Below are 24,893 nucleotides of genomic sequence, written 5' to 3'. Positions count from 1 at the left end.
TAAGGAGGAAATTAGAATGACATTTATGGCAGCAGCTTTGGCAGTAGGTTTGGGTGCGCTTGGCGCGGCAATTGGTAACGGTATGATTGTAAAGAGTACGGTTGAATCCATCGCACGTCAGCCGGAAGCAGCAAGCAAGCTTCAAACAACGATGTTTGTCGGCGTAGGTATCGTCGAAGTTGTTCCGCTCGCGGCAACAGTTATTGCATTCTTGATCATGTTTTCCTAATAAAGATTACGGTTTGGCGGGGAGGGCCGATGCCATCCGCGCCTTCGTTTTTTAATTTTTTGCATGATGATGAAAATGCATGTCGCAGCTAACGGAAAGGAGTGACATCGGTGGTAATCCATTGGGAGAATATTGTCATTACGATTATTGCATTCGCACTTTTATATTGGCTGCTGAACAAGTTCGCTTTCGGCAAGCTGTTTGCAGTGATGGAGAAGCGCCGTGAGCTGGTGCGCGGCCAATTGGAGGAAGCGAAGCAGACCAGAGAACAGGCTACAGTGTATGTGGAAGAGCAGAAGGAAGCTCTGAAGCAGGCCCGTCAAGATGCCTTCGAGATTATCGAACAGGCCAAGCAAAGCAGCAGCAAGCAGGCGCTTGATCTGCTGGATCAGGCCAAAGCAGATGCTACAAGGATGAAGGAAGAAGCTATCCGGGATATTGAGAGCGAAAGAACCAAGGCGGTTGACGCTCTTCGCGGTGAGATTGGAGCCTTCTCCGTCAATATTGCTTCCAAGCTGATCGAACGTGAGGTTGAGAATAATCCTGCCGATCAAGAGAAGCTCGTTGATCAATATCTCAAAGAAGTAGGTAGCAGATCATGAGTCGGGAGACAGTAGTTGCCGGAAGATACGCGAAGGCGCTATATGAAATCGCCGAACAGGATCAACGTACGGTCGAAGTGGAGCAGGAGCTTCAGGCTCTTGTGCAAACCTTGCACGAAGATCACGAAATTGAGCAGTTCATCCTTAGTCCGAATATTTCTTCGGCAGCCAAATGGGATGTCATTCGCAGCGGGCTGGAGGGTAAACTGTCCGAGACAGTCATTTCGCTCGCCAAATTGCTTATTGACCGTGGCAGAATTGCGATTTTACCTGAGCTATTGTACAGCTATACCAAGATTGCCGGAGAGAAGCTGGGACGGGTGGATGCGCTTGTAACAAGTGTTTATCCGCTTAGTGAGCAGGAGCAGGCGACATTTGCTGCCGAATTTGGACAATTGATTCACAAGAAGGTTCGGATTCAGAACAATGTCGATAAAAATCTGCTTGGCGGCATCAAGGTGAGAATTGGCGATACGCTGTACGATGGAAGTTTGTCCGGCAAGCTTGAACGGCTTGAAAAGTCTTTTCGAAGACAAGCACTGTAGATAGGGGTGAAACACTTGAGTATCAAACCTGAAGAGATCAGTACACTGATTAAAAGTCAGATCGAACAGTATAAATCCGAAATTGAAGTGGCCGAAGTCGGCACCGTTATCCACGTTGGTGACGGGATTGCCCGTGTCCACGGACTTGAAAACGCCATGGCAAACGAGCTTCTTGAGTTTGATAATGGCGTGTTTGGCCTTGCGCTGAACCTGGAAGAGAGCAATGTGGGCGTCGTTATCCTGGGTCCATACAGCGGAATCCGTGAAGGAGACCAAGTGAAACGCACGGGGCAAATCATGCAGGTTCCTGTAGGTGAAGCCCTGCTCGGCCGCGTTGTCAATCCATTGGGTCAGCCTGTGGATGGGAAAGGCCCAATTGCAACAACTGAATTCCGTCCTGTAGAGAATAACGCTCCTGGCGTTATCGAACGTAAATCGGTACATGAGCCGATGCAGACCGGGATCAAAGCGATTGACTCGATGGTTCCGATCGGCCGCGGCCAACGCGAGCTCATTATCGGCGACCGTCAAACCGGTAAAACTGCGATTGCAATCGATACGATCATCAACCAAAAAGGCAATGGCGTAAAATGTATTTATGTCGCGATCGGACAAAAGCAATCTACCGTTGTTAATGTAGTAGAGACATTGCGTCGTCATGGCGCGCTTGATTACACGATTGTCGTTACGGCTGCCGCATCGGAGCCTTCGCCGCTCTTGTACATCGCTCCATACGCCGGCGTAGCTATGGCCGAGTATTTCATGTATAAAGGCGAGCATGTCCTCATCATTTATGATGACTTGACCAAGCAAGCTGCGGCATATCGGGAATTGTCCCTGCTCCTCCGTCGTCCTCCGGGCCGCGAAGCATATCCAGGCGACGTATTCTATCTGCATTCCCGTTTGCTGGAACGTGCAGCGAAGCTTAGTGATGAATTGGGTGGCGGCTCAATCACCGCGCTTCCATTTATCGAAACCCAGGCTTCGGACGTCTCGGCTTATATCCCAACGAACGTAATCTCGATTACGGACGGACAGATCTTCCTGGAGTCCGATCTGTTCTATTCCGGTCAACGTCCGGCGGTCAACGTTGGTATTTCCGTATCTCGGGTAGGCGGCTCCGCGCAGATTAAGGCCATGAAGAAGGTTGCCGGTACCCTCCGTCTGGATCTTGCTCAATACCGCGAGCTTCAAGCGTTCTCTCAATTCGGTTCCGACCTCGATAAGTCGACGCAAGCTCGTCTGACTCGCGGTTCCCGGATGATGGAAATCCTGAAGCAAGGCGTGAACCAGCCGCTGGCTGTCGAAGAGCAGGTTGTGAGCTTGTACACGGCAGTTAAGGGCTATCTTGATGATATCGCGCTGAAAGACGTGCGTCGTTTTGAAGCCGAGTTCCTCTCCTTCGTGAAGAGTCAACATGCCGAAGTTCTCCAATCGATCCGTGACACCAAGGATCTGACTGCGGATAACGAAGCGTTGCTGAAGGAAGTTATTGAGAAATTCAAAAAAGGCTTTGCAGCCTCTGTATAATACAGGCTTAACCGGCTCTGGCTCTTGTGCCGGAGGCCGGTTATAAGCAGATGGTCTGACAACATGAGGATTAGGAATGTTGCGGAATACGCAACGGACCTGAACCCTCGAATTCGCTATTGCGGCCCGTTCAGTAGCATAGACTGCTCTAAGTGCTATTTCTACAACTAAATTGAGTTTAGAGCGTGAAGGTCGATGGTTAGTTGACTGTTATGCACTTATTCCTTTGCGAAAGACGTCAAAGGGTGTTTTTTGAAGGGTTTAAGTGCGATCTCTACACCTAAATCAGTATTATTGCGCATATGTCGCTTTTTAGTTGATGTTTGTACACTTATTTTGGTTTTGGCTAATAAACGAATGGGGCTGAGGCTTTCCGAAATCAGTCGAATCGTGCTGCTGTCAGATCGAAGATAGATGTTTAAAACCAAGTAATGCTTTCGAAGTAACTTTGGCTCCGCCAAAGTTAAGCTTATGCTTACGAAGTAGTTTTGGCTTCGCCAAAACTTAGGTTTATGCTTTCGAAGTAACTTTGGCTCCGCCAAAGTTTTGAGGTGGTGAAATTATGGCAAAAGGGATCCGCGAAATAAAACGCCAAATCAAGAGTGTCCAAAACACCCGGCAGATCACGAAAGCGATGGAGATGGTTGCTTCAGCCAAACTGAGAAAGGCGCAAGAGAAGGCGCAGGCCTCCCGTCCTTACAAGGAGAAGCTGAAGGAAGTAGTGTCGAGCATCGCGTCTGGGAGCGAGGAGATTTCCCATCCGATGCTGGTATCGCGTCCGGTGAAACGCACGGCTTATATCGTCATTACATCCGATGGCGGATTGGTCGGCGGATACAATGCCAACTTGCTCCGTGCAGTCATGGATACACTCAAGGCGAAGCATGCTTCTACCGAGGAATACGGTCTGTTCGTGATCGGGCGCAAGGGCCGGGACTATTTGAGCCGGCGCAATCAACCGGTTGTGCATTCTGTTACCGACCTATCAGACTCTCCGAAATTTTCCGATATTAAGTCTTTAGCGTATAGCGCTGTACAGGGATTTGAGATCGGGGAATATGACGAGGTGTTCATTTGCTACAGCAAATTCATTAACGCTATTTCACAAAAACCGACGGTTGACCGCCTGCTTCCTTTTGACAAAGTAGAGTCTGAGGGTGCGACAGCAGAATACGAATACGAACCATCACCGGAACGCGTATTAGAGATGCTGCTGCCGAAATATGCCGAGACTTTGATCTTTAGTGCTTTGCTGGAAGGTAAAGCAAGTGAGCTTGGCGCGAAAATGACCGCAATGGGCAGCGCAACGAAAAATGCATCGGAAATGATCAATCAACTCACTCTGACATTTAACCGGGCGCGTCAAGCGGCTATTACCCAAGAAATCACGGAAATTGTCGCAGGTGCAAACGCACAGAGCTGAGGATGAAAGTTTGCGGAGGTGCAGGACAGGCGAAGTTCGATTCGCTAATGTACCTGCATGATTGAAATGTCCGCAAAACTATTAGGAGGGAACATTAGATGAACAAGGGACGCGTTGTTAGCGTAATGGGTCCGGTTGTTGACGTGGAATTTGACCGTGGTCAATTGCCGGAAATTTTCAACGCCATTAGAATTGTGAAGCAGAACGCGCAGGATGATTCGGGCGACCTGATTTTGGAAGCGTCCAATCATCTTGGCGATAACCTCGTCCGCTGTATTGCTATGTCCTCTACAGACGGACTTGTACGCGGGACTGAGGCGGAGGATCTTGGTGCTCCAATTTCTGTTCCTGTAGGTGAAGTTACACTGAGCCGGGTATTTAACGTGCTTGGTGAAGCAATCGACAATAAGGGACAAGTGGAAGGCGCGATCCGTAATCCGATTCACCGTGAGCCTCCTAAATTCGAGGATTTGTCGACACAAGCTGAAATTCTTGAAACCGGGATTAAGGTTATTGACCTGCTCGCTCCTTATGCCAAGGGCGGTAAAATCGGTCTCTTCGGCGGTGCCGGCGTAGGTAAAACCGTAACCATTCAGGAATTGATTCATAACATTGCCCAAGAACACGGCGGTATCTCCGTATTTGCCGGGGTAGGCGAGCGTACCCGTGAGGGGAACGACTTGTACATGGAAATGACTGAATCGGGCGTTATTGCCAAGACGGCGATGGTGTTCGGACAGATGAACGAGCCTCCGGGTGCGCGTCTTCGCGTTGCGCTGACGGGTCTGACGATGGCGGAATATTTCCGCGATCAAGAAGGCCGTGATGTGCTTCTGTTTATCGACAACATTTTCCGCTTTACTCAAGCGGGTTCCGAAGTTTCCGCTTTGCTCGGCCGGATGCCTTCCGCGGTAGGTTATCAGCCTACACTGGCAACGGAAATGGGTCAATTGCAGGAACGGATCACCTCGACGAAAAAGGGTTCGGTTACTTCCATTCAAGCCATCTATGTGCCTGCGGATGACTATACTGACCCGGCGCCTGCAACCACATTTGCTCACTTGGATGCAACCACAAACCTGGAGCGTAAAATTTCCGAGAAGGGGATTTTCCCTGCGGTGGATCCGTTGGCATCCAGTTCCCGGATTTTGACGCCGGAAATTGTGGGCGAGGAGCATTACAATGTAGCTCAAGGGGTTAAGCAACTACTGGCCCGCTATAAAGAGCTCCAGGATATTATCGCGATTCTCGGTATGGATGAATTGTCTGAGGACGACAAGATTCTCGTGGCCCGTGCCCGGAAGATTGAACGCTTCCTCTCGCAACCGTTCAACGTTGCGGAACAGTTCACTGGAATCAAGGGTAAATATGTACCGATTTCTGAAACGGTTCGCAGCTTCAAGGAAATTCTGGACGGCAAGCATGACAACCTTCCGGAAGCGGCCTTCCTCTTCGTAGGCACCATTGAAGAAGCTGTTGAAAAGGCGAAATCGCTGTAAGTAGACGGATGCTTCAGTAATGAACGTCCCACGAACAGGAGGGATGAAGGTGAGCACCTTTTTATTGGAAATAGTTACGCCTGAGCATGTCGTGTTCTCCGAGCAGGTGAGCAGCCTGAGCGTACGCGGCATCGAGGGGGAGCTCGGCATCCTGCCGGGACATATTCCATTTGTAACGCCTTTGCAGGTTGCGCCGATCACGATCCGGATGGAAGGGAAAATCTTGCCGGTGGCTGTTCATGGCGGATTTGTCGAGGTTCAGGGCAATAAGGTGATCGTGCTTGCAGAAAGCGCTGAAATGCCGCAGGAAATCGACATTGATCGAGCTCTTGCTGCGCGTGAACGCGCTGAACGCAGACTCCATGCAGGGGCGCGTGACCGTATTGATCATCGCCGTGCAGAGCTTTCGCTGCAAAGAGCCATTACACGGATCAACGTATCAAGCCGTTCAAAGGAATAGTGCGGCAACCATACCTTTGAGTCGGCGGAATCCTTCAAAGCCGGACGCCTTCATCGGTGTCCGGCTTTTTGTATTTTCGCAGGCAGGAATTACCCGGCTTCATAACGAACATATTAAGAATGATTTATCTGTATCTTTAGAAGTGATTTTTTTCCACGTTACTACCTTTGCGAGTAGTTCCAAAGCATCAAGATAGACAATAATTGAAATTGGAAGCCTTTGCAAGCGAAAGAAACACTGGATTATTATCACGTTGCCAAGTATGATATATAAGGTCTATATTTTACCTGCAATAATTCCGATATATTTTAAATGCGTTATATTAACCGTTTGGGTATCTGCGGCATAAATATAACGTGACAGGGAGGAAAGTCATGTGAGTCCGGTCGATACTGTTCCTGCGTCTGTTGGGGTGAGCGGTCTTACGGCTATACTCGTATCGCTGGTATGTGTAGCAATCGCCTGGTGGTCGCTTCAGGGCCTGAAGCTGGATCTGGTAATCCGTCATCCCAAGGGACCGCAAGGAAAGCTGCTTCAATTATTGCTGGCGGTAGCGCTGGGTCGCTTTGTGGCCTCCTTTGTACTTGATTACCTTGGATACACGCAGATGCTGCGATATCTGTTTTAATGGATGGCTGATTGGTTAAAGGTGGTGTAGACCACTAGCACGGACGAGGGAAATGTCGAATAACATCAAAGCATTGTGTCAACAATGGTGTTAAAGGAACATTAGTACGATGAACAAATCCTGGGCTCGAAGCAACGAATATTTCCTCGGAAATTGTTGTTTCTAGACAGGTGTAGAGCCTTGTGCGCCTCAAATGACCGATGTTATGATGGAGTTTAAGGGGAAATGGTGAAAATGAACGCGCGGAGGGAACCAAGATGAGCAAATTTATCGTCCGCGGTGGCAATGTTTTGGCCGGGAACGTAAAAGTGAGCGGAGCAAAAAATTCAGTGCTGCCAATTATTGCAGCTTCCTTGCTGGGAGAAGAAGGCGTTAGTATTATTCGTGATGCTCCTCCCCTGGATGATGTAATGACCATTAATAAAGTATTAGAATCGCTGGGGGCGGATGTTACATATGATCGGGAAGTGATTACGGTCAATGCACAGACAATCTCCTCATGCGAAGCGCCGTATGAATGGGTACGGAAAATGCGGGCGTCGTTTCTTGTCATGGGCCCCTTGTTAACCCGGATGGGGTATACACGGATTTCGCTGCCTGGAGGCTGTGCTATTGGTACAAGACCAATCGATCAGCATCTCAAGGGCTTTGAAGCAATGGGTGCAGAGATTACATTGGGGCAAGGTTTTATCGAAGCGCGGTCACAGGGACGTCTGCGCGGAGCGAAGATTTATCTGGATGTAGCCAGTGTAGGCGCAACCGAGAATATCATGATGGCGGCATCCCTGGCGGAAGGCACGACTGTCATCGAAAATGCGGCGAAAGAGCCGGAAATTGTCGATTTAGCCAATTATTTGAACGGAATGGGCGCCGTCGTCCGCGGAGCCGGTACGGGCATCATTCGGATTGAAGGCGTAGATAAGCTCCATGGAGTGGAGCATACGGTCATTCCGGACCGGATTGAAGCAGGAACATTTATGATTGCTGCGGCTATGACCAAAGGAAATGTATTTGTAGAAGGCGCGATTGCGGATCATTTGGGTCCGGTCATTGCCAAGCTGGAAGAGATGGGCGTACACGTTGAGGTACAGGAGAATGGTGTTCGGGTTATCGCCGACAAGCCGCTGAAAGCGGTGGACGTTAAGACCCTTCCTTATCCGGGCTTCCCAACCGATATGCAATCCCAAATGATGGCGTTGCTTCTGGCGTCGGAAGGCACCAGTGTTGTTACGGAGACGGTATTTGAGAACCGCTTTATGCATGTCGATCAGTTCCGGCTGATGAATGCAGGGATCAAGGTGGAAGGCCGCAGTGCCATTGTTACAGGCGGATCCAAGCTGAGCGGAGCCAAGGTATGCGCTACCGATTTGCGCGCAGGCGCAGCGTTGATTATTGCCGGCCTTGCCGCTAACGGAACAACGGAAGTAAGCGGGACACATCATATTGACCGTGGATATGTTCACTTGGCGGAGAAGCTCTCCGGGCTTGGTGCAGATATCTGGCGCATCAGCGAGGAGAAGGAACCGGCTACGGAAGCGGCTAAAGCTCCGGTAAAGCGTCAGGATGAAATCCCGGTGCTTAAAATCCAGCCAACTTGGGCTTAACTGAGTACAATTTTTATCATCCTATACTAATAAGATCGCAAGCTAATGAATACACAAGGGCTATCCCGAAGATTTGATCTGACGGGAGGTCCTATTTTTGTTTTTCAAAACCTTGTGCGTGGCGGATTTCTCCCGACTGGTAGCTATAGAGAAGTGTGATGATCAATTGGTCTAATTACCCGAGTGACTACAATTCGATTTTTAGTGAAAATACTTCCCTTACAGTTACCGATTACCACTCAAATCCACTTTTAGTGAATAAATTTACCTTAGATCTCCAGTAACTAGTTAAATCCCCTTTTTAGCCAATTCTAAGCGCAAAAAATTCACTAAATCCATATTTAGGCTGCTTTTCCTAAATGCAATATCATTTTCTTCACTAAATTCTCAATGACTCATAATTCGCAATGCAGCACTATGATGACTCTTAAATCGTATGTTCAGGCCAGGGAAGGTATGTACGCTGCTTGGCTGGAAATGTGACAGACTTGTAGAGTCTGGAGATTCTCTTAATCCAATACTTCCTGCGGGTTCTATCAGATGGGCAAAACTCATATCTATAAGTATAGTGCGCATTAGATATAACGCATCGAAACAATAGGGTAAGACCGTTTCGTTCGCAAGGTCAATCTGGCCGCAGCACGAATGGGGATGGAGGGAATCCAGACATGAAGCATGCAGGCGAAACCTACTCGCAAAGCCGTAATGACCCGAGAATTACCGTAAAAATTGGGGCGGTGAATGAATATGCCCAAGAAACCGGGCAGATGGGCGGACGAGAACAGGCGGCATCAAGCCAGCAGGAACAAGGACGGACAGCTGCAGGGAATTTTTCATTAAGAGGAAATCAAACCTTTGAGGAGAGGCGAGATTACCAGCAGGGACAGGGAGGGCAGTGGAGACCTGAACCTGCGCAAAGGGGCCGCGGGGGCACCGCCCGCGTGCCGGTGGCCGCGCGCCGCCGCGGCCCGAGCGGCCCGGCCGCCCTGCTGGCCGGGCTTGCAGCGCTCGCGGCGCTGGCGCTGCTGTTGCCTGCGCTGCTGGCAGGCCGCGCAGGCGAAACCCCGCCGCCGTCCGCCAAGGGCTCGGCGGCGGCGGTCCAGGAGCCAATGCGGCCCGGCTCCGCAGCAGGGGCCGCATTGGCGCAGCAGCCCGAGGCGTCCGCTACCGGCGGATCGCCGGACGCCTCGGGCCTTGCCGCCGCTGCCGGTACGGCGGCGGCAACGGAGCCCACGGTGCGCGTGTACCTCAAGCGCACCGGGCAGATCGAGACGCTGCCGCTGGAGCAGTACGTCACCGGCGTGCTGGCGGCCGAGATGCCGGCCGACTTTGAACTGGCCGCGCTCAAGGCCCAGGCGATCGCGGCCCGCACCTTCATCGTCCGCAGGCTTGCCGCCCAAGATACGAGCGGCGTGCCGGGCGGCAAGGCCGATGTGCTGGATAGCGTCGACCATCAGGTCTATCTGTCTACCAAGACGCTTGAGAAATGGGAGAAGCAAGGAAAGTCTTCGGCGCTGGCGAAGCTGAAACGGGCCGTATCCGAGACACGGGGAATTGTCATGACTTATCAGGGAAAGCCGATTACGGCAGCCTTCTTCTCGGCAAGCGGAGGCTACACCGAGAACTCGGAGGAATATTGGTCCTTAAAGATCCCTTATCTGCGCAGTGTGCCAAGTCCATGGGATGCACAGGTGAACTCAAATAATCAAGAGACGTTTACCGTGTCCGTAGATGAAATATATCGGAAGCTCGGCCAAGCTCCGCCGGCCAAGGCGGCAACTGCACAGGCGGGCCCAGGGGCATTGAAAGCCTCCTCCGCAGGAAAGGCATCTGCAGCGCAACTAACCATCCTGTCTCATACTACCGGAGGGCGAGTGAAGGAAATTAAAGTAGGAGAGCAAAGCTATTCCGGCAGAGAGTTTCGGGAGAAGCTCGGCTTGCGGTCCAGTCAGTTCACGATCAAGCTGGATGGGGCTGACGCCCGGATAACGACTTACGGCTATGGGCACGGAGTGGGGATGAGCCAGTGGGGAGCGAACGGCATGGCCAAGCAAGGGTACACCACAACACAAATTCTCAGACACTACTATACGGGAATCGCATTTCAGCAGGCAGACGCACTGCTTGAATAGATTATAAAAGTTGAACTATATAAACTACGTAGAAAGGGTATAAGTGTGAAGTGTGCTGTAGTTAAAGCTTTCTGCAAGAAGCTGCTTCGGGAGCATAAGCTCGTAAGCGTTCGCCTATAGCAGCTAAGATTGAGTAGTCTTTCATGTCTATGAAAAAAAATAAGATAGCGAAGTATAAAAGCGAAAGCCGCGGTAACACTGATTACTGAGGTGATGAGCTAATGAATGAACAAAACAACAAAAAGAAGCCCCATGAGGAATCTCCTAAAATTGCAATGGGAGAACCGGTAGTTCAGGTATCCGCATGGAAAAAACTATTGTCCAAGAGATGGGTCTACCCAGCAGCGTACATGGCAGCAGCGGCAATTATACTAACCTTAGTGTGGGTCTATCAAGATGCCAGCCAAAAGCCGCTGGATTCCACACCTGCCAGTGTAAGTGAGGACGGAGTCGTCGGTACGCAGGATTTGATGGCCGAAGACAACGCTAACGAGGGTCTTGGTGAAGATCCGGCTGCCCAAACGGTTGCTGTTGCCGAGGATTTGGCTTGGCCGGTAGCCAGTATGGCTGACGTATCGGTAGTGAAGCCGTTCTATGACAGTGAAGGCAGTGCGGAGGACCATGAAGCAGCGCTCGTCCAGTACAATGATACCTTTATTGCGAATACAGGGATCGATCTGGCACGAAGCGACAATGAGTCCTTTGAAGTTACCGCTGCTATGGGCGGCAAAGTAACCCGGGTTGAGGAAGTGCCGCTCTATGGTCTGGTAGTGGAGATTACCCATGCCAATAACCTGAAGACGGTATACGAAAGTCTCGCGGATGTGACGGTGAAGCAGGACGATGATGTGAAGCAGGGAGCTGTCATCGGTACAGCAGGCAGAAATGAAATCGAGCAGGAGCTCGGCAACCATGTTCATTTCGCGGTGTACGAAAATGATGAGTTGATTAACCCAAGCAGTGTGCTGCCAAAGAATCAATAATACCGGACGTTGATCCGCAAGCGGAGAGCCTTTGTCTCTCCGCTTTTTTTTGTGCTTGCAGAGAGCCTGTCCCTCCCCCGATAAATGCCCTTTTCAAAATTATTTGGCCTCGCCCGGGCTTGTCAGGCTTGGAAACAAAGAATATATAAGGACGCCCCTCATATAATGTACCAAACTATCTCGAGTAGGGAGGCGGGAGCGTGCACGATTACATCAAGGAACGGACGATTAAGATTGGCCGCTGCATTGTGGAGACTCGGCATACGGTTCGGACTATAGCCAAGGAATTTGGCGTATCAAAAAGCACGGTGCACAAGGATTTAACCGAGCGGCTGCCGGAGATTAATCCGGAACTCGCAGACCAGGTCAAGCACATTCTCGAATACCATAAGTCGATCAGACATTTGCGGGGAGGCGAAGCAACGAAGATTAAATATAAGAAAAAAGGGCACTCCAAACGGGAAGTGGTTAGTTCTGCAAGATAATGGGTAATAAGTTAGTTTAGGCTTGAGGAATGTAATTGAACACCTCCCCCAAAGTATGGTATTTTAAAATATGGTAATACATTGTGAATTTCTACCCCAAATCCTCATTTTTTGCAGGATTTCCGCCAAGTTCGTCGAATATTGGCAAACGGGTTATTTATACACATTGACCATTTACGGTTCTTAAAATACGTTTTGGGGGAGCACGGAATGATGAGCAAGGATATTGGTATTGACTTAGGCACAGCGAATGTGCTGATTCATGTCAAGGGAAAAGGGGTCGTCCTCGACGAACCGTCAGTAGTTGCGATCGACAGCGATGCCAAGCGAGTGCTTGCGGTCGGTGAAGAAGCCCGCAAGATGGTTGGACGCACACCAGGTAACATCATTGCGATTCGCCCATTAAGAGACGGCGTTATAGCTGACTTTGAAATTACGGAGACGATGCTCAGATATTTTATCGACCGGGTCGGTGGTAGAAGCTGGTATAGTCATCCGCGTATTTTAATCTGCGCACCAACGAACATTACCTCCGTAGAGCAGAAAGCAATTCGTGAAGCGGCCGAGCATAGCGGGGCGAAGGAAGTTTATATGGAAGAAGAACCGAAAGCGGCTGCAATAGGCGCAGGTATGGACATATATGAACCTAGCGGAAACATGGTTATCGACATCGGCGGAGGAACGACGGATGTGGCGGTGCTCTCGATGGGAGACATCGTCACGGCTTCGTCCATCAAAATTGCCGGGGACAAGTTCGATAGCTCCATTATTAGATATATTAAATCGAAGTACAAGCTCTTGATCGGGGAGCGTACCGCAGAGGATATCAAGATCAATATCGGTACGGTGCATCCTTCAGGACGCAGAGCAGAGATGGATATTCGCGGACGGGACATGGTCTCTGGCCTTCCGTTAACAATCACGATCTCTTCGACCGAGATTCAGGAAGCTTTGTTTGATCCGGTATCCTCTATCGTGGCAGCAGCTAAATCGGTGCTGGAACGCACGCCGCCTGAGCTCTCTGCGGATATTATTGACCGCGGGGTAATCTTGACGGGCGGGGGCGCACTCCTCAATGGACTGGACGAGCTGCTTGTTGAAGAGCTGCGCGTTCCGGTGCTGATCGCCGAGGATCCGATGCACTGCGTAGTAAAGGGAACCGGTATTATGCTGGACAACCTCGACCGGATCATTAAGAAAAAGTTCTGATTGACCGATATATAATAGAGGAAATTATCAAGAGAACGTTTGGAGGCTAGACTATGCTAAGAGGGCTCTATACAGCGGCATCGGGCATGATTACCCAGCAGCGCCGTCACGATACCGTAACGCAGAACATTGCCAATATCAATACGGCCGGTTATAAACAGGTGAATTCAGTGACGCATTCTTTTCCGGATGTCCTGATTTCGCTGATGGGTGATAAGGAGACGGGCGGTCAGAAGACGATTGGCAGACTGACGACCGGTGTATTCGCTGAAGAGAGCATGTCCTCTTTTATGCAGGGAGACTTGAAGGAGACGAACAATTCTTCGGACTTCGGACTTGTATCCAGTCTTGGCCTGATTGATCCGGCAACCGATCAACCGATCCCGTTCGACGCATCGGGGAAGTATGTGACAGAGGACGGAGAGGTTATTTATCGGCCGGAAGTGTTTTTTACAGTGCAGGATGCTAATGGCGAGACCCGGTATACCCGGGATGGCGGCTTTAGAGTGAACGCAGCCGGTGGTCTGCTTACGAATCAGGGACAAGCTGTTCTTGGCTCTGATGGCAATCCGATTGTGCTTCAGCCGGGAGTTACAATTGATCAAGTTCAAAGCGATGGTCTTGGCAACCTTACTTCCTTGGATGAAGAGGGAGAGCCTGTTATAGTAGCTACGCTTGGAGTAGTTGTTGTGAACAATCCGCATCAATTGGTGCGGGAAGGCCATGGCGTATTCCGGGTTGATAATGTGCAGGCTGCTAATATTCGCGCACTTGAAGCGGAGGATAATGCATCGGTTCGTCAAGGGTATCTGGAGTCCTCGAATGTGGATACCGCCCAGGCCATGGTTGATCTGATGGCGGCACAGCGGGCCTATGAGTCCAATCAGAAGTTAATTCAGTACTATGACAAGAGTCTTGAAAAGGCTGTTAATGAAATCGGCCGTGTCTAATATAATTCCACCGGGAGGTGTGACAATATGAACAATTCGATGATTAGCGCCATGGTATCGATGAGCGGCATTCAGAAGCGTCTCGATCTGCTCGGCGAGAACATTGCAAATATGGATACAGTCGGGTACAAACGCAAGGAGGCCACTTTCGAGGATACGCTGATGCGGGTCAAGTCGCAGACCTCTACCATGCAGCTGCCCGGACGGGCTACACCGAACGGATTTGAGCTGGGCTTCGGCTCCAGAGTAACCGGAATTTCCAATAACTTTACCCAAGGCTCCATCAAGGAGACGGGTAATCCTACAGACTTTGCAGTTGAAGGCAATGCACTGTTCAAGGTGGAAATTCCGAGCGAAGGTGAAGACATCGTGGCAGCCTATACTCGTGCTGGGGATTTTCATTTGCAGCCCGATCCTGACGATGCTGAGAGTATGCTTCTTGTAAACGGTCAAGGGCATTACGTGCTGAACGCTGAGAATGAGCGAATTGCTGTTCCTGCCGGTGCAGAGTTGAAGGTGGATAAGCAAGGCAACATCTTTACGATATTGAACGGTGAGTCCACGGCAGCTGGGCGAGTTCAACTGCTCACTCCGATCCGCCAGGAGGCGCTGACATCGGTGGACGGCAATCTATTCACACTGGTTGCGGGTGCAACTGAAGAGGGCGTTCTGGCGGATACGGCTACACTTCCGGCGAACCAGCAGGCTCAGATCAGACAGGGGGCACTGGAAGCCTCTAACGTAAATATGGTCGATGAAATGGCGGAGATGCTGCAGGTGCAGCGTGCCTATCAGCTTGCAGCTCGTGCTCTGACGTCCAGTGAGACAATGTCGGGACTGGCGAATAACTTGCGCGGATAGGTGGGGAACCATGAACGAACAGACCGAGGAGAATAACGAACCGGCTCCCAAGCGCAAACGGTCGGGATGGTGGACGCTGCTCAAGGTGGTGTTGATTCTGCTGTTCCTGGCGTTAGCGCTGGTGGGTGGAACATATGCCGGATATGTAGTGCTGGGCAAGCAGGATCCAGGCGATATGCTCAAGTGGGAGACATGGCGGCATGTATATGATCTGGTATTTGCGCCTTAGCTGCAATATTGCAATATAAGGAAACGTTTATATAGCTAACGAGGTTATAGTGTACAAAGCATTATGTGTAGTACCAAGCAATAAGCACCAAGCGCCAAGCAACAAGTGTCAAGAGCGAAGCACCAAGTGCCAAGCACCAAGCGCCAAGTCGTATCGAGGTACTAAGGCATATATAGAATGCTGAGGCACATACGTGGGATACATCAAGCGTGCTGCAGTGAAAAAAACAGCCTTAAATTCAGGGAAGACGATGGGAATGCGCAAATAGTGAATTTTTTTCGCTTAAATGTGCTAAGAATGCGGTTTTGGCAAATTACCGGAGATTTAATGTAAGTTTTTTCACTAAAATTAGGTTTGCCCGTCGAACCAAGATTTTAAGGTAACTTTTTTCACTAAAGTAGGATTCGCCCCTCGATCCGTTAGAATAAGCGCCGCGCGCTGCAACAATACCATATGCAGGACTAAACTCCCGAGATTCGGGAGTTTTCTTTTTATAGGCTTAAATTGTATAATGATGGGGGACTGCACACCTGAAAAAAATCAAAGGGCCGGACCCGGCGGCAGAATTCTTCCACCTCCGGATCAGCCCCTTATCTTAACCTCCGCTTCTGCAGACGCGAAGGATAGTTTCAGTGTGACCGCAGAGCCGTCCTTTTATACGAAATTAAAGTGAAGATTATTGAATGTGAGTTGTTACAAGCGCTAGACCATAATGGAAAGGAGCAATAAATCAATGCTGAATACCAAGCAGATTCAGGAAATCATTCCGCACCGCTATCCATTTCTTCTTGTTGACCGGATCGAGGAACTGGAAGAAGGCAAGCGGGCTGTTGGAATTAAAAATGTAACGATTAACGAGCCGTTCTTTACGGGACACTTTCCCGATTATCCGGTGATGCCTGGCGTGTTGATTACCGAGGCGTTGGCACAGGTGGGTGCCGTCGCGATTTTGCATTTGGAGGAGAACAAAGGGAAGATTGGCTTCTTGGCGGGCTTGGATGGATTCCGTTTTCGTGGTCAAGTCGTTCCTGGCGATACTTTACGTCTCGAGGTGGAGATTATTCGTCTGAAGGGCTCCATCGGCAAAGGCCGGGCAGTGGCTAAGGTCGATGATAAAATTGTCGCAGAGGGCGAAATTATGTTTGCGCTATCCTGAGATGTAAAGTGACATCATTACAACTGCGGAGAGGATGTATGAGGTATTATGACAGAGATGAAAGAGAACTATAAAGACAAGGCAGCAAGCTGGCTGAACGACCCGGCCATTGATGAGCAGACGAAGCAAGAGCTCCGCGAGCTGGAGAGCAATCCGGCTGAACTGGAGGATCGCTTCTACCGGGATCTGGAGTTTGGAACCGGAGGGCTTCGCGGCGTCATTGGAGCAGGCAGCAACCGGATGAACCGCTATACCGTGGCCCGCGCTACCCAGGGCTTTGCCAAGTATATTTTAGAAGAGCATGCAGGGAAGGAAGGCAAGCCATCGGTTGTTATCGCTCATGATTGCCGCCATTTCTCACCTGAATTCTCGCTGGAGGCCGCGCTTGTACTGGCTGCCAACGGGATTGTTGCGAAGCTATTCCCGTCGCTTCGTCCTACACCGCAGCTGTCTTATTCGGTACGCAGTCTTAAGGCAACAGGAGGTATCGTCGTTACGGCGAGCCATAACCCTCCGGAGTATAACGGCTATAAGGTGTACAACGCTTCCGGCGGACAATTGGTGCCGCATGAAGCAGAGCGCGTTATCAATAACATTCAGGAAATCTCCTTGTCCGAGGTAAAGCGGATCGATCAGGCAACGGCGGAAGCGGCCGGCTTGCTTGTATGGCTGGGCGAGGCTGAGGATGAAGCGTTCGTAGAGACCGTCGCTGCAACCAGCGCAAACCGTGACCTGATGCTGTCTGGTGCGGCGAAAGATGTTGTGATCGTATTTACGGCGCTCCATGGTACAGGCAATTTGCCGGTTCGGCAAGCTCTGGCGAAGAACGGCTTCACTCAGGTACATATCGTTAAGGAACAAGAGCAGCCTGACGGTAATTTCTCGACAGTGAAGTCGCCGAATCCGGAAGAACGCGAAGCCTTTACGATGGCGATTGAGCTTGGCAAACAGGTGGGTGCCGACATTCTGATCGGAACGGACCCGGATGCGGACCGCATGGGCGCGGTTGTGCGCAATCATGAGGGCGAGTATGAGATTCTGACCGGGAATCAATCGGGCTCTCTGCTGGTGCACTACTATTTGAGCCAGCTCCAGGAGCAAGGCAAGCTTCCGAAGAACGGTGCTGTCGTCAAGACGATCGTAACGAGCGAGCTTGGTGCGGTGATTGCCCGTCACTACGGGGCAACGGTATTCAATACATTGACCGGCTTCAAATATATCGGGGAAAAGATGAACGAATTCGAAGCATCCGGCGAGTATACTTATCTGTTCGGATATGAGGAAAGCTACGGATACCTGGCTGGCAATTATGCCCGGGATAAGGATGCTGTCGTGGCGGCGATGCTTATTTCTGAAGCGGCTGCCTTCTATAAGCGTCAAGGCAAGACCTTGCTGGATGTGCTGGAAGAGCTGTACAGCCAGTTTGGCTATTACCGCGAATCGCTTGCATCCCGCACATTGAAGGGCAAGGACGGCCTCGCCAAGATCGGCGCCCTCATGAACGACTTCCGCAGCAATCCCCCGCAGCAGGTTGCAGGGGTGGGCGTGTCGGAATTGCTCGACTATTCAGAGGGACTGGACGGATTGCCGAAGGAAAATGTACTTAAGTTCCTGCTTGAGGATGGCTCGTGGTTCTGCCTGCGTCCATCCGGTACGGAGCCGAAGATCAAGTTCTATTTTGCGGTTCGCGGCACCAGCAATGAAGATGCGGCAGCTCGTATGGTTGCCTTGCAGGACGACGTGCTCGCTCGTGTCGACGCTTAGCATTTAAAGTGAAAGTGGTTGAACACGGGGTTCACCAAGCCTGGCGCGGCTGTACTGCCCTGGCGTAGATACCCTGACCGGACAGGCGGGGGCCAGATTTCTATGAGGATGAGCGATATATTTGCAAATATACAGCTATATCGCTTCAATTCTCACTTTAATTTCAGAACGGATCAACTTAAATGTATATATACATCTATATTCATATTTTCTGCAGAACACTAAGAAATAGTTGCACCCAAGTCAATTAAATACCGACGCCCTTGGGGAAATCCCGTAGTCGGGAATTTATGCGAATAACGGGGGAAAATACGAACTATTCGATCAAACTGATTGATAATGGTAAAATGTGGCGGTATTTATAGATGCGGGGGAGTCAGCAGGAGCAGTTCACACAAATGAAGTAACGCGATATTTTCCCGTTATGATCGGGGTCATTCTATATGGAAGCAAGAGAAATGTGTGACTGCAATTTTTTCTACTTATGAGGAGGTACCTAAGTGATTCGAAGTTTGCAGCGATGGAATGAAGCTTCCCGCAAGTGGTTGTGGGTACTGGTAATCATTGCAATAGTAGCTTCTGTACCGGTGATTGTACAGCGCGTACAGACGGAGTCTTCCGCTAATCAGGTGGAGGTTGTATTTAATTATCGTGGACTGCTGGATGTGTCTGCCTATCAAGGCAATCCGCAGGCCTATCTCGACGAACAGCTGGACCGGCTGAAGGAAGCCGGCGTTAACACGATGGCGATGTTCGAGAGTACGCTTGATGAGCTTTCCAAGGCACGTCGAATTATGGTATTTAATGCTGCAGATGCTGCAAAAATGTCTCAGACCTTAGTTACACCGGATAAAAATTACACTTACGTCGCATTTACGAACGAAGAGAATGCAGCACAGCTGCGCCCGATGATTGAAGAGAGCTTCCGCAAGCTGGATGTATCGGTTGCGCCGTGGAATTTTGGCGAATATTCAGGCTTGATGCTTGGAATGAGTATGGATGAATCTGTGATGAAGCCGATGGCGCTTGATCCGTTCGCCTTTGCTATGCTGCGAGAGAAAGGCTTCAATATTCTCCCGCGGTTGTCGGATAATATTCCTTATGATCAGGAAGAAATGGATGAGATGCTCGCTTTTTATGCCGAAAACGGCGTGAAAAGAATCCTTTTTGATGGGGAAGCCGTTAAGGGATACAAGGAAAATGCAAAGTTGAACAGCCTCCAGGGCTTTGCCGATCTGTTGAATAAGCACGGGATCGGAATTGCAGCGATCGAAAACCTGAAGTCTCCGCAGAAAGGCTTGAATCAGCTCGCCTATCTATTGGATTATAATGTTGTACGGCTTCATTCGTTGCAGGATACGGAAGCATCGCAGGATCCTAAGGTGCTTGCGGATCGTTTCGTGCTGGCAACGAAGGACCGGAATATCCGGATGATCTATCTGAATGCTTCACCGAATAGGGACGCCGCTAAAGCATCCATCACAAGTCCAATCAACAATTTGATGGATTCGCTGACAGGCTCGGAAGGGGCTATTCAGCGGATTCAGAACAATGGTTTTGAAATCGGACAAGCCAAGGCGTTTGTAATTCATGATGCTTCTTGGCAAAAAGCGTTGAAGGCGATAGTTGTACTTGGCGGCGTGGCTATGTGCGCACTGCTGGTGTCTTACTTTATTTTGCCGCTTACGCTGATTGCTTTCGTGTTGGGATTGGTCGGCTCCGCAGGGCTTTATGTATTGAACTCCACGCTGATGGAGCAGGCGCTTGCATTGGGCGTGGCGATTAGCGCACCTACCGTGGCAACATTGCTGGCCATTCGCAAAGTGAAGGACCTTCGCCAGTCGCTTCCTGAGATTTCCGCTGGGCGCAGATTGACGCATACCTTGGTGCTGTATATCAAGACCTCGTTGATTTCGCTCGCAGCTGTGCCTTTTGTAATCGCTTTGCTTAACAACATCACGTACAGTCTGGTGCTTAATCAGTTCCGCGGTGTAAGTCTGCTGCACCTGGCACCGATCCTGCTGATAGCAATATATGTGTTCCTCTATCAAGGAACTTCTATTTGGCAGGAGCTTCGCAATTGGCTGAAGATGCCGATCACACTCTTATGGGTCGTTGTAGGGGCAGTGCTCGGTGTGGTGGCTTTGTACTACTTGTCAAGAACCGGCAATGCCGGAACCTTGCTGCCGGGAGAAGCGGCTTTCCGTTCATTCCTGGAAAATACATTTGGCGTCCGTCCGCGGAATAAGGAATTTTTGCTGGCGCATCCGTTGTTCCTGGTTGGCATATTCGCCGCTTTCCGTTACCGCTGGGCGATGTACGCCATGATTATTGCGGTTATGGGACAATTGTCCATGGTTGATACGTTCGCACACATTCATACTCCTGCCGTGCTCTCGCTGATCCGCGGTGTGCTAGGTCTAGGTCTTGGTCTTATTGTCGGGCTGATCGCGATTGTGGTATGGCATATTATCGAAAGGTGCTGGGATCGATGGTCTCCGAAACTGTTAAGACAATAGTTGTGTCGGGATACTACGGCTTCCGCAACAGCGGGGACGAGGCTGTGCTGCAATCCATTCTGTCCGCCTTGGAGGAGGAAGGGAGGGCAGCCGGCATTGTGATCAAGCCGGTAGTTCTGTCCATCGACCCGGAATGTACGAGCCGTACGTATGGCGTCAAGGCAGTCCATCGGATGAAACTGGCCGAGGTTAGGAACGCTATTAAGAACAGCGACGGCCTGATCAGCGGAGGAGGAAGTTTGCTGCAGGACGCAACCGGGCTCGGCTCGATTCCGTACTATCTCGGAATCCTCAAGCTGGCCCAATGGATGGGGAAGCCGACTTTCATCTATGCTCAGGGCATCGGGCCGGTAAACCGCAAGCTGTTCCGCCCGTTCATTGCCTCTGTGTTCCGCCGCTGTGAGTATATTTCGGTTCGCGACTCGGAGTCGGCCGCTTTGCTTCACAGCATGGGGGTGGCCCGGGACGGCATTCAAGTCGTCCCGGATCCGGTCATGGGCCTCGCCCTTCCGGAGGGCGAGGCTGCAGGCGCAGCCACCGGCAGTGAGGAGCTGCCGGTGGTGGGCGTCTCGGTCCGCTTCTGGAATGCGGACCGTTCCGAGCTGGCGAAGCTGGCCGAGGGCCTCGCTTCGCTGTGCCGCCGCTGTGCGGTGCACATCCGGTTTCTGCCATTCCACGTCCCGGGCGATGACGAAGCGTCGCGCTTCGTGATCGAGCAGATGGGGAATGTGGCAGAATTCGGATGCGCCGTGAGTACGGCGGCGGAGACGGAGCATCCGTACGAGATGCTCCGGGAAGTGAGCCGATGCCGCCTGCTGATCGGCATGAGGCTGCACAGCCTCATTTACGCGGCATCCCAGGAGGTGCCGCTGCTCGGCATCTCATATGATCCGAAGATCGATCATTTTCTGAGCCGCCTTGCCAGCGTACCGGTTGGCAGCTCCGCAGAGCTTGACCCGCGGATCGTCGCCTCACAGGCAGAGCGTCTGCTCGGCGAAGGCGAGGCCTGGCGCTCGACCCAGGCCTCCCGCATCCATGAACTGAAGCGGGAAGCGCGCGAGCCGGCTAAGCGGATCGTTGAGTTTGTGCGGAGCAGAGAGTAGGAGGCAGGATGAAGATGATCGAGAATACACACGGAAGCGGAGTTCCGACAGTATCTATTTTCGGAATCCCAGTCAGCAAGTGGGGGATGCGCGATACAGTCAACCATTTGCGTGAAGCGGTGGAGAGCGGCAAGCCGCACCAGATCATCACGGCTAACCCGATTATGGTGATGGCTGCGCTGGAGGATCCGGCTTATAACGTCATTATGCAGGAGGCCGAGTTGATCGTTCCGGATGGCGCAGGTGTGGTCTGGGCGGCAAAAAAAGCCGGTGAGCCGATTGAAGAACGGGTTCCCGGGATTGAGCTTCTTCACGAATTAATGAAGGAGGGTCAACGGCAGGGCTGGAAGGTCTACTTGCTGGGTTCCACGAAGGAAGTGATTCAGGAGACGGCTCTGCGGTTAACGGAGCAATATCCGGGCACTGCAATTGTGGGAGCTCGTGATGGATATTTTGGACCGGATCAGGATCAGGAAGTCATCGATGGCATCAGAGCTGTCTCTCCGCATCTGCTATTCGTGGCCCGCGGGGCTGATACACAGGAGCCGTGGATTCACAAACACAAGCACTCTCTGGGTGTGCCGTTGATGATGGGCGTTGGAGGAAGCTTCGATGTGATCTCCGGCAAGACCAAGCGAGCGCCAAAGGCCTTCCAAAAGCTTCGGCTTGAGTGGCTATACCGTCTGCTTTCCGAACCATCACGCCTGCCGAGAATGGCTGCGCTGCCGAAATTCGCCGTGCGGGTACTGCGTGAGGGAGAAAACCTGAAGAAAAGCAGCTAATTTAATGGTTTTTGCTGCAAAACGGCCTAATATTGCTCAAATACGAAGGTTGGTGTTTCTCCTGAAACGGAGTATAATTCATTCCGGCAGAATAAATGGGGGTTGAACTACGCATGTGGATGATTTATACCATCGGGTTTATAGTCTCACTGGGACTTGCTTTGGGACTGACACCGTTGGTCAAGCGATTTGCTCATAAGGTTGGCGCGGTCGATGTGCCGAACGCCCGTAAAGTGCATACAAGAATTATGCCGAGACTCGGCGGATTAGCGATATTTATGGCTTTTATGGTTACCTTCTTTCTGGTGATTCCATTTTTACCGATTGATCTGACTTCCAGAGAACTGAACTTCATCAAGGCCTTTCTCGTGGGGGGAACCATTACGATTCTCCTTGGCGCCCTGGACGATCGCTTCGATCTTCCGGCCAAGCTGAAGTTTGTGGTTCAGATCGCCACCGCTTGTGTGGTTGTCTTCGGCTTCGATATTAAGCTGGAATTCGCCAATATTCCGTTTCACACCTATGCCTCGGTTGAGAGCTGGATTGCCATCCCGTTCACGATCCTCTGGATCGTCGGGGTTACGAATGCCATCAACCTAATTGACGGATTGGATGGCTTGGCTGCGGGGGTATCCGCGATTGCGATCGGCACCATTGCCGTTATGGCATTCTTGATGGGTAATGTAATTGTTGCACTGATCAGCCTGCTGTTGCTGGGCAGTATTATCGGCTTTCTGTACTTTAATTTTCATCCGGCCAAAATCTTTATGGGTGATTCCGGCGCCTTGTTCCTTGGGTTTAGCCTGGCGCTTTTGTCATTGCTCGGATTCAAACAGGTTGCGATCGTGTCCTTCCTGACACCGCTCATCCTGATCGGAGTACCGCTCTCGGACACGATGTTCGCGATCGTGCGCCGCTGGATGCAGAAGAAACCGATCTTCTCGCCGGATAAGGGACATCTGCATCACTGCCTGCGCGAGCTGGGCTTCAGCCATCGGCAGACCGTACTGATCATTTATGCTATTGCTGCTTTCTTCGGCATTCTGGCCGTCATTCAATCATCGGCAGCCATGTATAACGCCAACTGGGTTACCTTCGTCGTGATCTGCGTCATGGTCTTCTTCCTGCAGATCGGCGCCGAGGTCATCGGCTTGATCGGCAAGACCAAGCGGCCGCTGCTCGATTTCTTCGCGCGCCTGCGCATGAAGGCCGGCGCGGAACGCGGCTCGAAGTAATTGGAATTATAATCTATACCCGATACCCCTCCCTCGTCCCGCCTTCTTACGCGGCGGCGGGGGATTTTATGAATTAATTGGATCATGCCGGACTTTCGCGCCTTTTTTTGCATCGCCGAACTTGTATACTATAGTTGTACATTATTTGTGTTTCCCCAGCTATGCTCTAGTGAAATTTCTTCCCTTAAAATTCACGTTTAACTCGCCGTCCCTACTTTAATGAAAAAAATGACCTTAGATCGCCAGAAACTAGATAATACTCAGGATGAATCGCTTTTAAGCGAAAAAATTTCACTATATCCACGTTTACACCTACTTGCTCAAATCTAAGGTAACTATTTTCACTATATCCGAATCGACTCTGATTTGTTAATTAGCGACATAAAATGTAACCAGAAGCACCAGAAGCACTATCTCGCGCCCATCCCCAATTTCGGTTATAATACTTCATATCAGTTCTACTTGGAAGGGAGTTATTCGAATGAGTGAACAATTACTCCACCAGATTTTGCATAAGCTGGACCATATCGAGTCCGAGCAGCAGTCGATGAAATCGGACATACAGTCGATGAAATCCGATATACAGTCGATGAAATCGGACATAGGTTCCCTGAAGTCGGAGCAGCAGGCCATGAAATCAGACATGCAGTCAATGAAGTCTGATATTCTGGAACTTAAGGAGACACAGAATCTTATGAGTACCCAATTGCAGGAGACAAATGAGATTGTCCGTGCAATTCGGGATCGTCAGGAGGAGACTGACGCCAAGCTTGATGCTCTGAGTATGGATGTTCACAAGCTGCATGGCGAGGTAGCGTCCGTCAAGACCAAGCAGGAGCGCCTGGAGATTATTGTAGAGAAGCTTTCCGCCCGCTCGCTGGAGCAGGAATCCGAAATCCGCAGTATCAGACTGGCAAAGTAATTAAATAAATATATTAGTTTTATTCCTAGCCCCTGCTCCGCTG

The 24,893-nt window shown here is 50.8% G+C and carries 23 protein-coding genes; all 23 read left to right on the top strand.

Annotation, left to right across the window (positions count from 1 at the left end; all coding sequences use genetic code 11):
• Positions 1–16: 16 nt before the first annotated feature.
• The 23 genes from atpE (at position 17) to KI362_RS09035 (ending at position 24,850) form a co-directional block, all read left to right on the top strand.
• The gene (atpE, locus tag KI362_RS09145) at positions 17–229 is read left to right on the top strand and encodes a F0F1 ATP synthase subunit C (protein WP_044481062.1); all 213 of its coding nucleotides are present in this window, start codon (positions 17–19) and stop codon (positions 227–229) included.
• 110 nt (positions 230–339) lie between these two features.
• The gene (gene atpF / locus KI362_RS09140) at positions 340–831 is read left to right on the top strand and encodes a F0F1 ATP synthase subunit B (RefSeq protein ID WP_044481061.1); all 492 of its coding nucleotides are present in this window, start codon (positions 340–342) and stop codon (positions 829–831) included.
• Positions 828–1,376, top strand: coding sequence for a F0F1 ATP synthase subunit delta (locus KI362_RS09135; protein ID WP_301626631.1), 549 nt, complete (start codon positions 828–830; stop codon positions 1,374–1,376). Before atpF ends, KI362_RS09135 begins: the two co-directional genes overlap by 4 nt.
• Before the next feature lie 15 nt (positions 1,377–1,391).
• The gene (atpA, locus tag KI362_RS09130) at positions 1,392–2,906 is read left to right on the top strand and encodes a F0F1 ATP synthase subunit alpha (RefSeq protein WP_301626630.1); all 1,515 of its coding nucleotides are present in this window, start codon (positions 1,392–1,394) and stop codon (positions 2,904–2,906) included.
• A gap of 562 nt (positions 2,907–3,468) precedes the next feature.
• Complete coding sequence (atpG, locus tag KI362_RS09125) at positions 3,469–4,329, top strand: ATP synthase F1 subunit gamma (RefSeq protein ID WP_044481057.1); 861 nt, start codon at positions 3,469–3,471, stop codon at positions 4,327–4,329.
• Between the two features lie 98 nt (positions 4,330–4,427).
• Entirely contained in the window at positions 4,428–5,828 is a 1,401-nt protein-coding gene (gene atpD / locus KI362_RS09120) for a F0F1 ATP synthase subunit beta (protein WP_044481056.1), read from the top strand.
• Between the two features lie 49 nt (positions 5,829–5,877).
• On the top strand, positions 5,878–6,288 hold the full coding sequence (locus tag KI362_RS09115) for a F0F1 ATP synthase subunit epsilon (RefSeq protein ID WP_044481055.1): 411 nt from the start codon (positions 5,878–5,880) through the stop codon (positions 6,286–6,288).
• Positions 6,289–6,664: 376 nt separating this feature from the next.
• Positions 6,665–6,916: a DUF1146 family protein gene (locus KI362_RS09110; RefSeq protein WP_044481054.1), complete on the top strand. Its 252-nt coding sequence runs from the start codon at positions 6,665–6,667 to the stop codon at positions 6,914–6,916.
• A 257-nt stretch (positions 6,917–7,173) separates the two neighbouring features.
• A complete protein-coding gene (gene murA, locus KI362_RS09105) occupies positions 7,174–8,520 on the top strand; it encodes a UDP-N-acetylglucosamine 1-carboxyvinyltransferase (RefSeq protein ID WP_301626619.1) in 1,347 nt (448 codons plus the stop codon).
• A 668-nt stretch (positions 8,521–9,188) separates the two neighbouring features.
• Positions 9,189–10,652, top strand: coding sequence for a stage II sporulation protein D (spoIID, locus tag KI362_RS09100; RefSeq protein ID WP_301626617.1), 1,464 nt, complete (start codon positions 9,189–9,191; stop codon positions 10,650–10,652).
• A 221-nt stretch (positions 10,653–10,873) separates the two neighbouring features.
• Positions 10,874–11,635 (top strand): M23 family metallopeptidase, encoded by a 762-nt coding sequence (locus tag KI362_RS09095; protein ID WP_301626615.1) that lies wholly within the window; start codon positions 10,874–10,876, stop codon positions 11,633–11,635.
• A gap of 200 nt (positions 11,636–11,835) precedes the next feature.
• The gene (gene spoIIID, locus KI362_RS09090) at positions 11,836–12,120 is read left to right on the top strand and encodes a sporulation transcriptional regulator SpoIIID (protein ID WP_044481050.1); all 285 of its coding nucleotides are present in this window, start codon (positions 11,836–11,838) and stop codon (positions 12,118–12,120) included.
• A gap of 210 nt (positions 12,121–12,330) precedes the next feature.
• On the top strand, positions 12,331–13,329 hold the full coding sequence (locus KI362_RS09085) for a rod shape-determining protein (protein ID WP_044481048.1): 999 nt from the start codon (positions 12,331–12,333) through the stop codon (positions 13,327–13,329).
• 53 nt (positions 13,330–13,382) lie between these two features.
• Positions 13,383–14,279, top strand: a complete 897-nt coding sequence (locus KI362_RS09080) for a flagellar hook-basal body protein (RefSeq protein ID WP_301626611.1) — start codon at positions 13,383–13,385, stop codon at positions 14,277–14,279.
• A 27-nt stretch (positions 14,280–14,306) separates the two neighbouring features.
• Positions 14,307–15,140: a flagellar hook-basal body protein gene (locus KI362_RS09075; protein WP_301626610.1), complete on the top strand. Its 834-nt coding sequence runs from the start codon at positions 14,307–14,309 to the stop codon at positions 15,138–15,140.
• 10 nt (positions 15,141–15,150) lie between these two features.
• A complete protein-coding gene (locus KI362_RS09070; protein WP_044481043.1) occupies positions 15,151–15,369 on the top strand; it encodes a DNA-directed RNA polymerase subunit beta in 219 nt (72 codons plus the stop codon).
• 733 nt (positions 15,370–16,102) lie between these two features.
• Entirely contained in the window at positions 16,103–16,525 is a 423-nt protein-coding gene (gene fabZ / locus KI362_RS09065; RefSeq protein ID WP_044481042.1) for a 3-hydroxyacyl-ACP dehydratase FabZ, read from the top strand.
• Positions 16,526–16,573: 48 nt separating this feature from the next.
• The gene (locus KI362_RS09060; RefSeq protein ID WP_301626605.1) at positions 16,574–18,289 is read left to right on the top strand and encodes a phospho-sugar mutase; all 1,716 of its coding nucleotides are present in this window, start codon (positions 16,574–16,576) and stop codon (positions 18,287–18,289) included.
• A gap of 500 nt (positions 18,290–18,789) precedes the next feature.
• On the top strand, positions 18,790–20,808 hold the full coding sequence (locus KI362_RS09055; protein ID WP_301626604.1) for a DUF5693 family protein: 2,019 nt from the start codon (positions 18,790–18,792) through the stop codon (positions 20,806–20,808).
• The gene (gene csaB, locus KI362_RS09050; protein ID WP_301626820.1) at positions 20,781–21,911 is read left to right on the top strand and encodes a polysaccharide pyruvyl transferase CsaB; all 1,131 of its coding nucleotides are present in this window, start codon (positions 20,781–20,783) and stop codon (positions 21,909–21,911) included. Before KI362_RS09055 ends, csaB begins: the two co-directional genes overlap by 28 nt.
• Positions 21,912–21,925: 14 nt before the next feature.
• Complete coding sequence (locus KI362_RS09045) at positions 21,926–22,693, top strand: WecB/TagA/CpsF family glycosyltransferase (RefSeq protein WP_301626602.1); 768 nt, start codon at positions 21,926–21,928, stop codon at positions 22,691–22,693.
• Between the two features lie 113 nt (positions 22,694–22,806).
• Complete coding sequence (locus KI362_RS09040) at positions 22,807–23,928, top strand: glycosyltransferase family 4 protein (RefSeq protein ID WP_044481034.1); 1,122 nt, start codon at positions 22,807–22,809, stop codon at positions 23,926–23,928.
• 481 nt (positions 23,929–24,409) lie between these two features.
• Positions 24,410–24,850: a hypothetical protein gene (locus KI362_RS09035; protein ID WP_233500790.1), complete on the top strand. Its 441-nt coding sequence runs from the start codon at positions 24,410–24,412 to the stop codon at positions 24,848–24,850.
• Positions 24,851–24,893 lie beyond the last annotated feature (43 nt).

Source organism: Paenibacillus apis, assembly GCF_018333295.1.
Taxonomy (GTDB): Bacteria; Bacillota; Bacilli; order Paenibacillales; family Paenibacillaceae; genus Fontibacillus; species Fontibacillus antibioticophila.
This window is presented reverse-complemented; position numbering and strand designations above follow the sequence as displayed.

What these genes read in the sequence shown, in the direction of transcription:
- atpE (WP_044481062.1), top strand. Translation starts at nt 17, where the DNA reads ATGACATTTATGGCAGCAGCTTTGGCAGTAGGTTTGGGTGCGCTTGGC.
- KI362_RS09135 (WP_301626631.1), top strand. Translation starts at nt 828, where the DNA reads ATGAGTCGGGAGACAGTAGTTGCCGGAAGATACGCGAAGGCGCTATAT.
- atpG (WP_044481057.1), top strand. Translation starts at nt 3,469, where the DNA reads ATGGCAAAAGGGATCCGCGAAATAAAACGCCAAATCAAGAGTGTCCAA.
- atpD (WP_044481056.1), top strand. Translation starts at nt 4,428, where the DNA reads ATGAACAAGGGACGCGTTGTTAGCGTAATGGGTCCGGTTGTTGACGTG.
- murA (WP_301626619.1), top strand. Translation starts at nt 7,174, where the DNA reads ATGAGCAAATTTATCGTCCGCGGTGGCAATGTTTTGGCCGGGAACGTA.
- spoIID (WP_301626617.1), top strand. Translation starts at nt 9,189, where the DNA reads ATGAAGCATGCAGGCGAAACCTACTCGCAAAGCCGTAATGACCCGAGA.
- KI362_RS09095 (WP_301626615.1), top strand. Translation starts at nt 10,874, where the DNA reads ATGAATGAACAAAACAACAAAAAGAAGCCCCATGAGGAATCTCCTAAA.
- KI362_RS09085 (WP_044481048.1), top strand. Translation starts at nt 12,331, where the DNA reads ATGATGAGCAAGGATATTGGTATTGACTTAGGCACAGCGAATGTGCTG.
- KI362_RS09080 (WP_301626611.1), top strand. Translation starts at nt 13,383, where the DNA reads ATGCTAAGAGGGCTCTATACAGCGGCATCGGGCATGATTACCCAGCAG.
- KI362_RS09075 (WP_301626610.1), top strand. Translation starts at nt 14,307, where the DNA reads ATGAACAATTCGATGATTAGCGCCATGGTATCGATGAGCGGCATTCAG.
- KI362_RS09070 (WP_044481043.1), top strand. Translation starts at nt 15,151, where the DNA reads ATGAACGAACAGACCGAGGAGAATAACGAACCGGCTCCCAAGCGCAAA.
- fabZ (WP_044481042.1), top strand. Translation starts at nt 16,103, where the DNA reads ATGCTGAATACCAAGCAGATTCAGGAAATCATTCCGCACCGCTATCCA.
- KI362_RS09060 (WP_301626605.1), top strand. Translation starts at nt 16,574, where the DNA reads ATGACAGAGATGAAAGAGAACTATAAAGACAAGGCAGCAAGCTGGCTG.
- csaB (WP_301626820.1), top strand. Translation starts at nt 20,781, where the DNA reads ATGGTCTCCGAAACTGTTAAGACAATAGTTGTGTCGGGATACTACGGC.
- KI362_RS09045 (WP_301626602.1), top strand. Translation starts at nt 21,926, where the DNA reads ATGATCGAGAATACACACGGAAGCGGAGTTCCGACAGTATCTATTTTC.
- KI362_RS09040 (WP_044481034.1), top strand. Translation starts at nt 22,807, where the DNA reads ATGTGGATGATTTATACCATCGGGTTTATAGTCTCACTGGGACTTGCT.
- KI362_RS09035 (WP_233500790.1), top strand. Translation starts at nt 24,410, where the DNA reads ATGAGTGAACAATTACTCCACCAGATTTTGCATAAGCTGGACCATATC.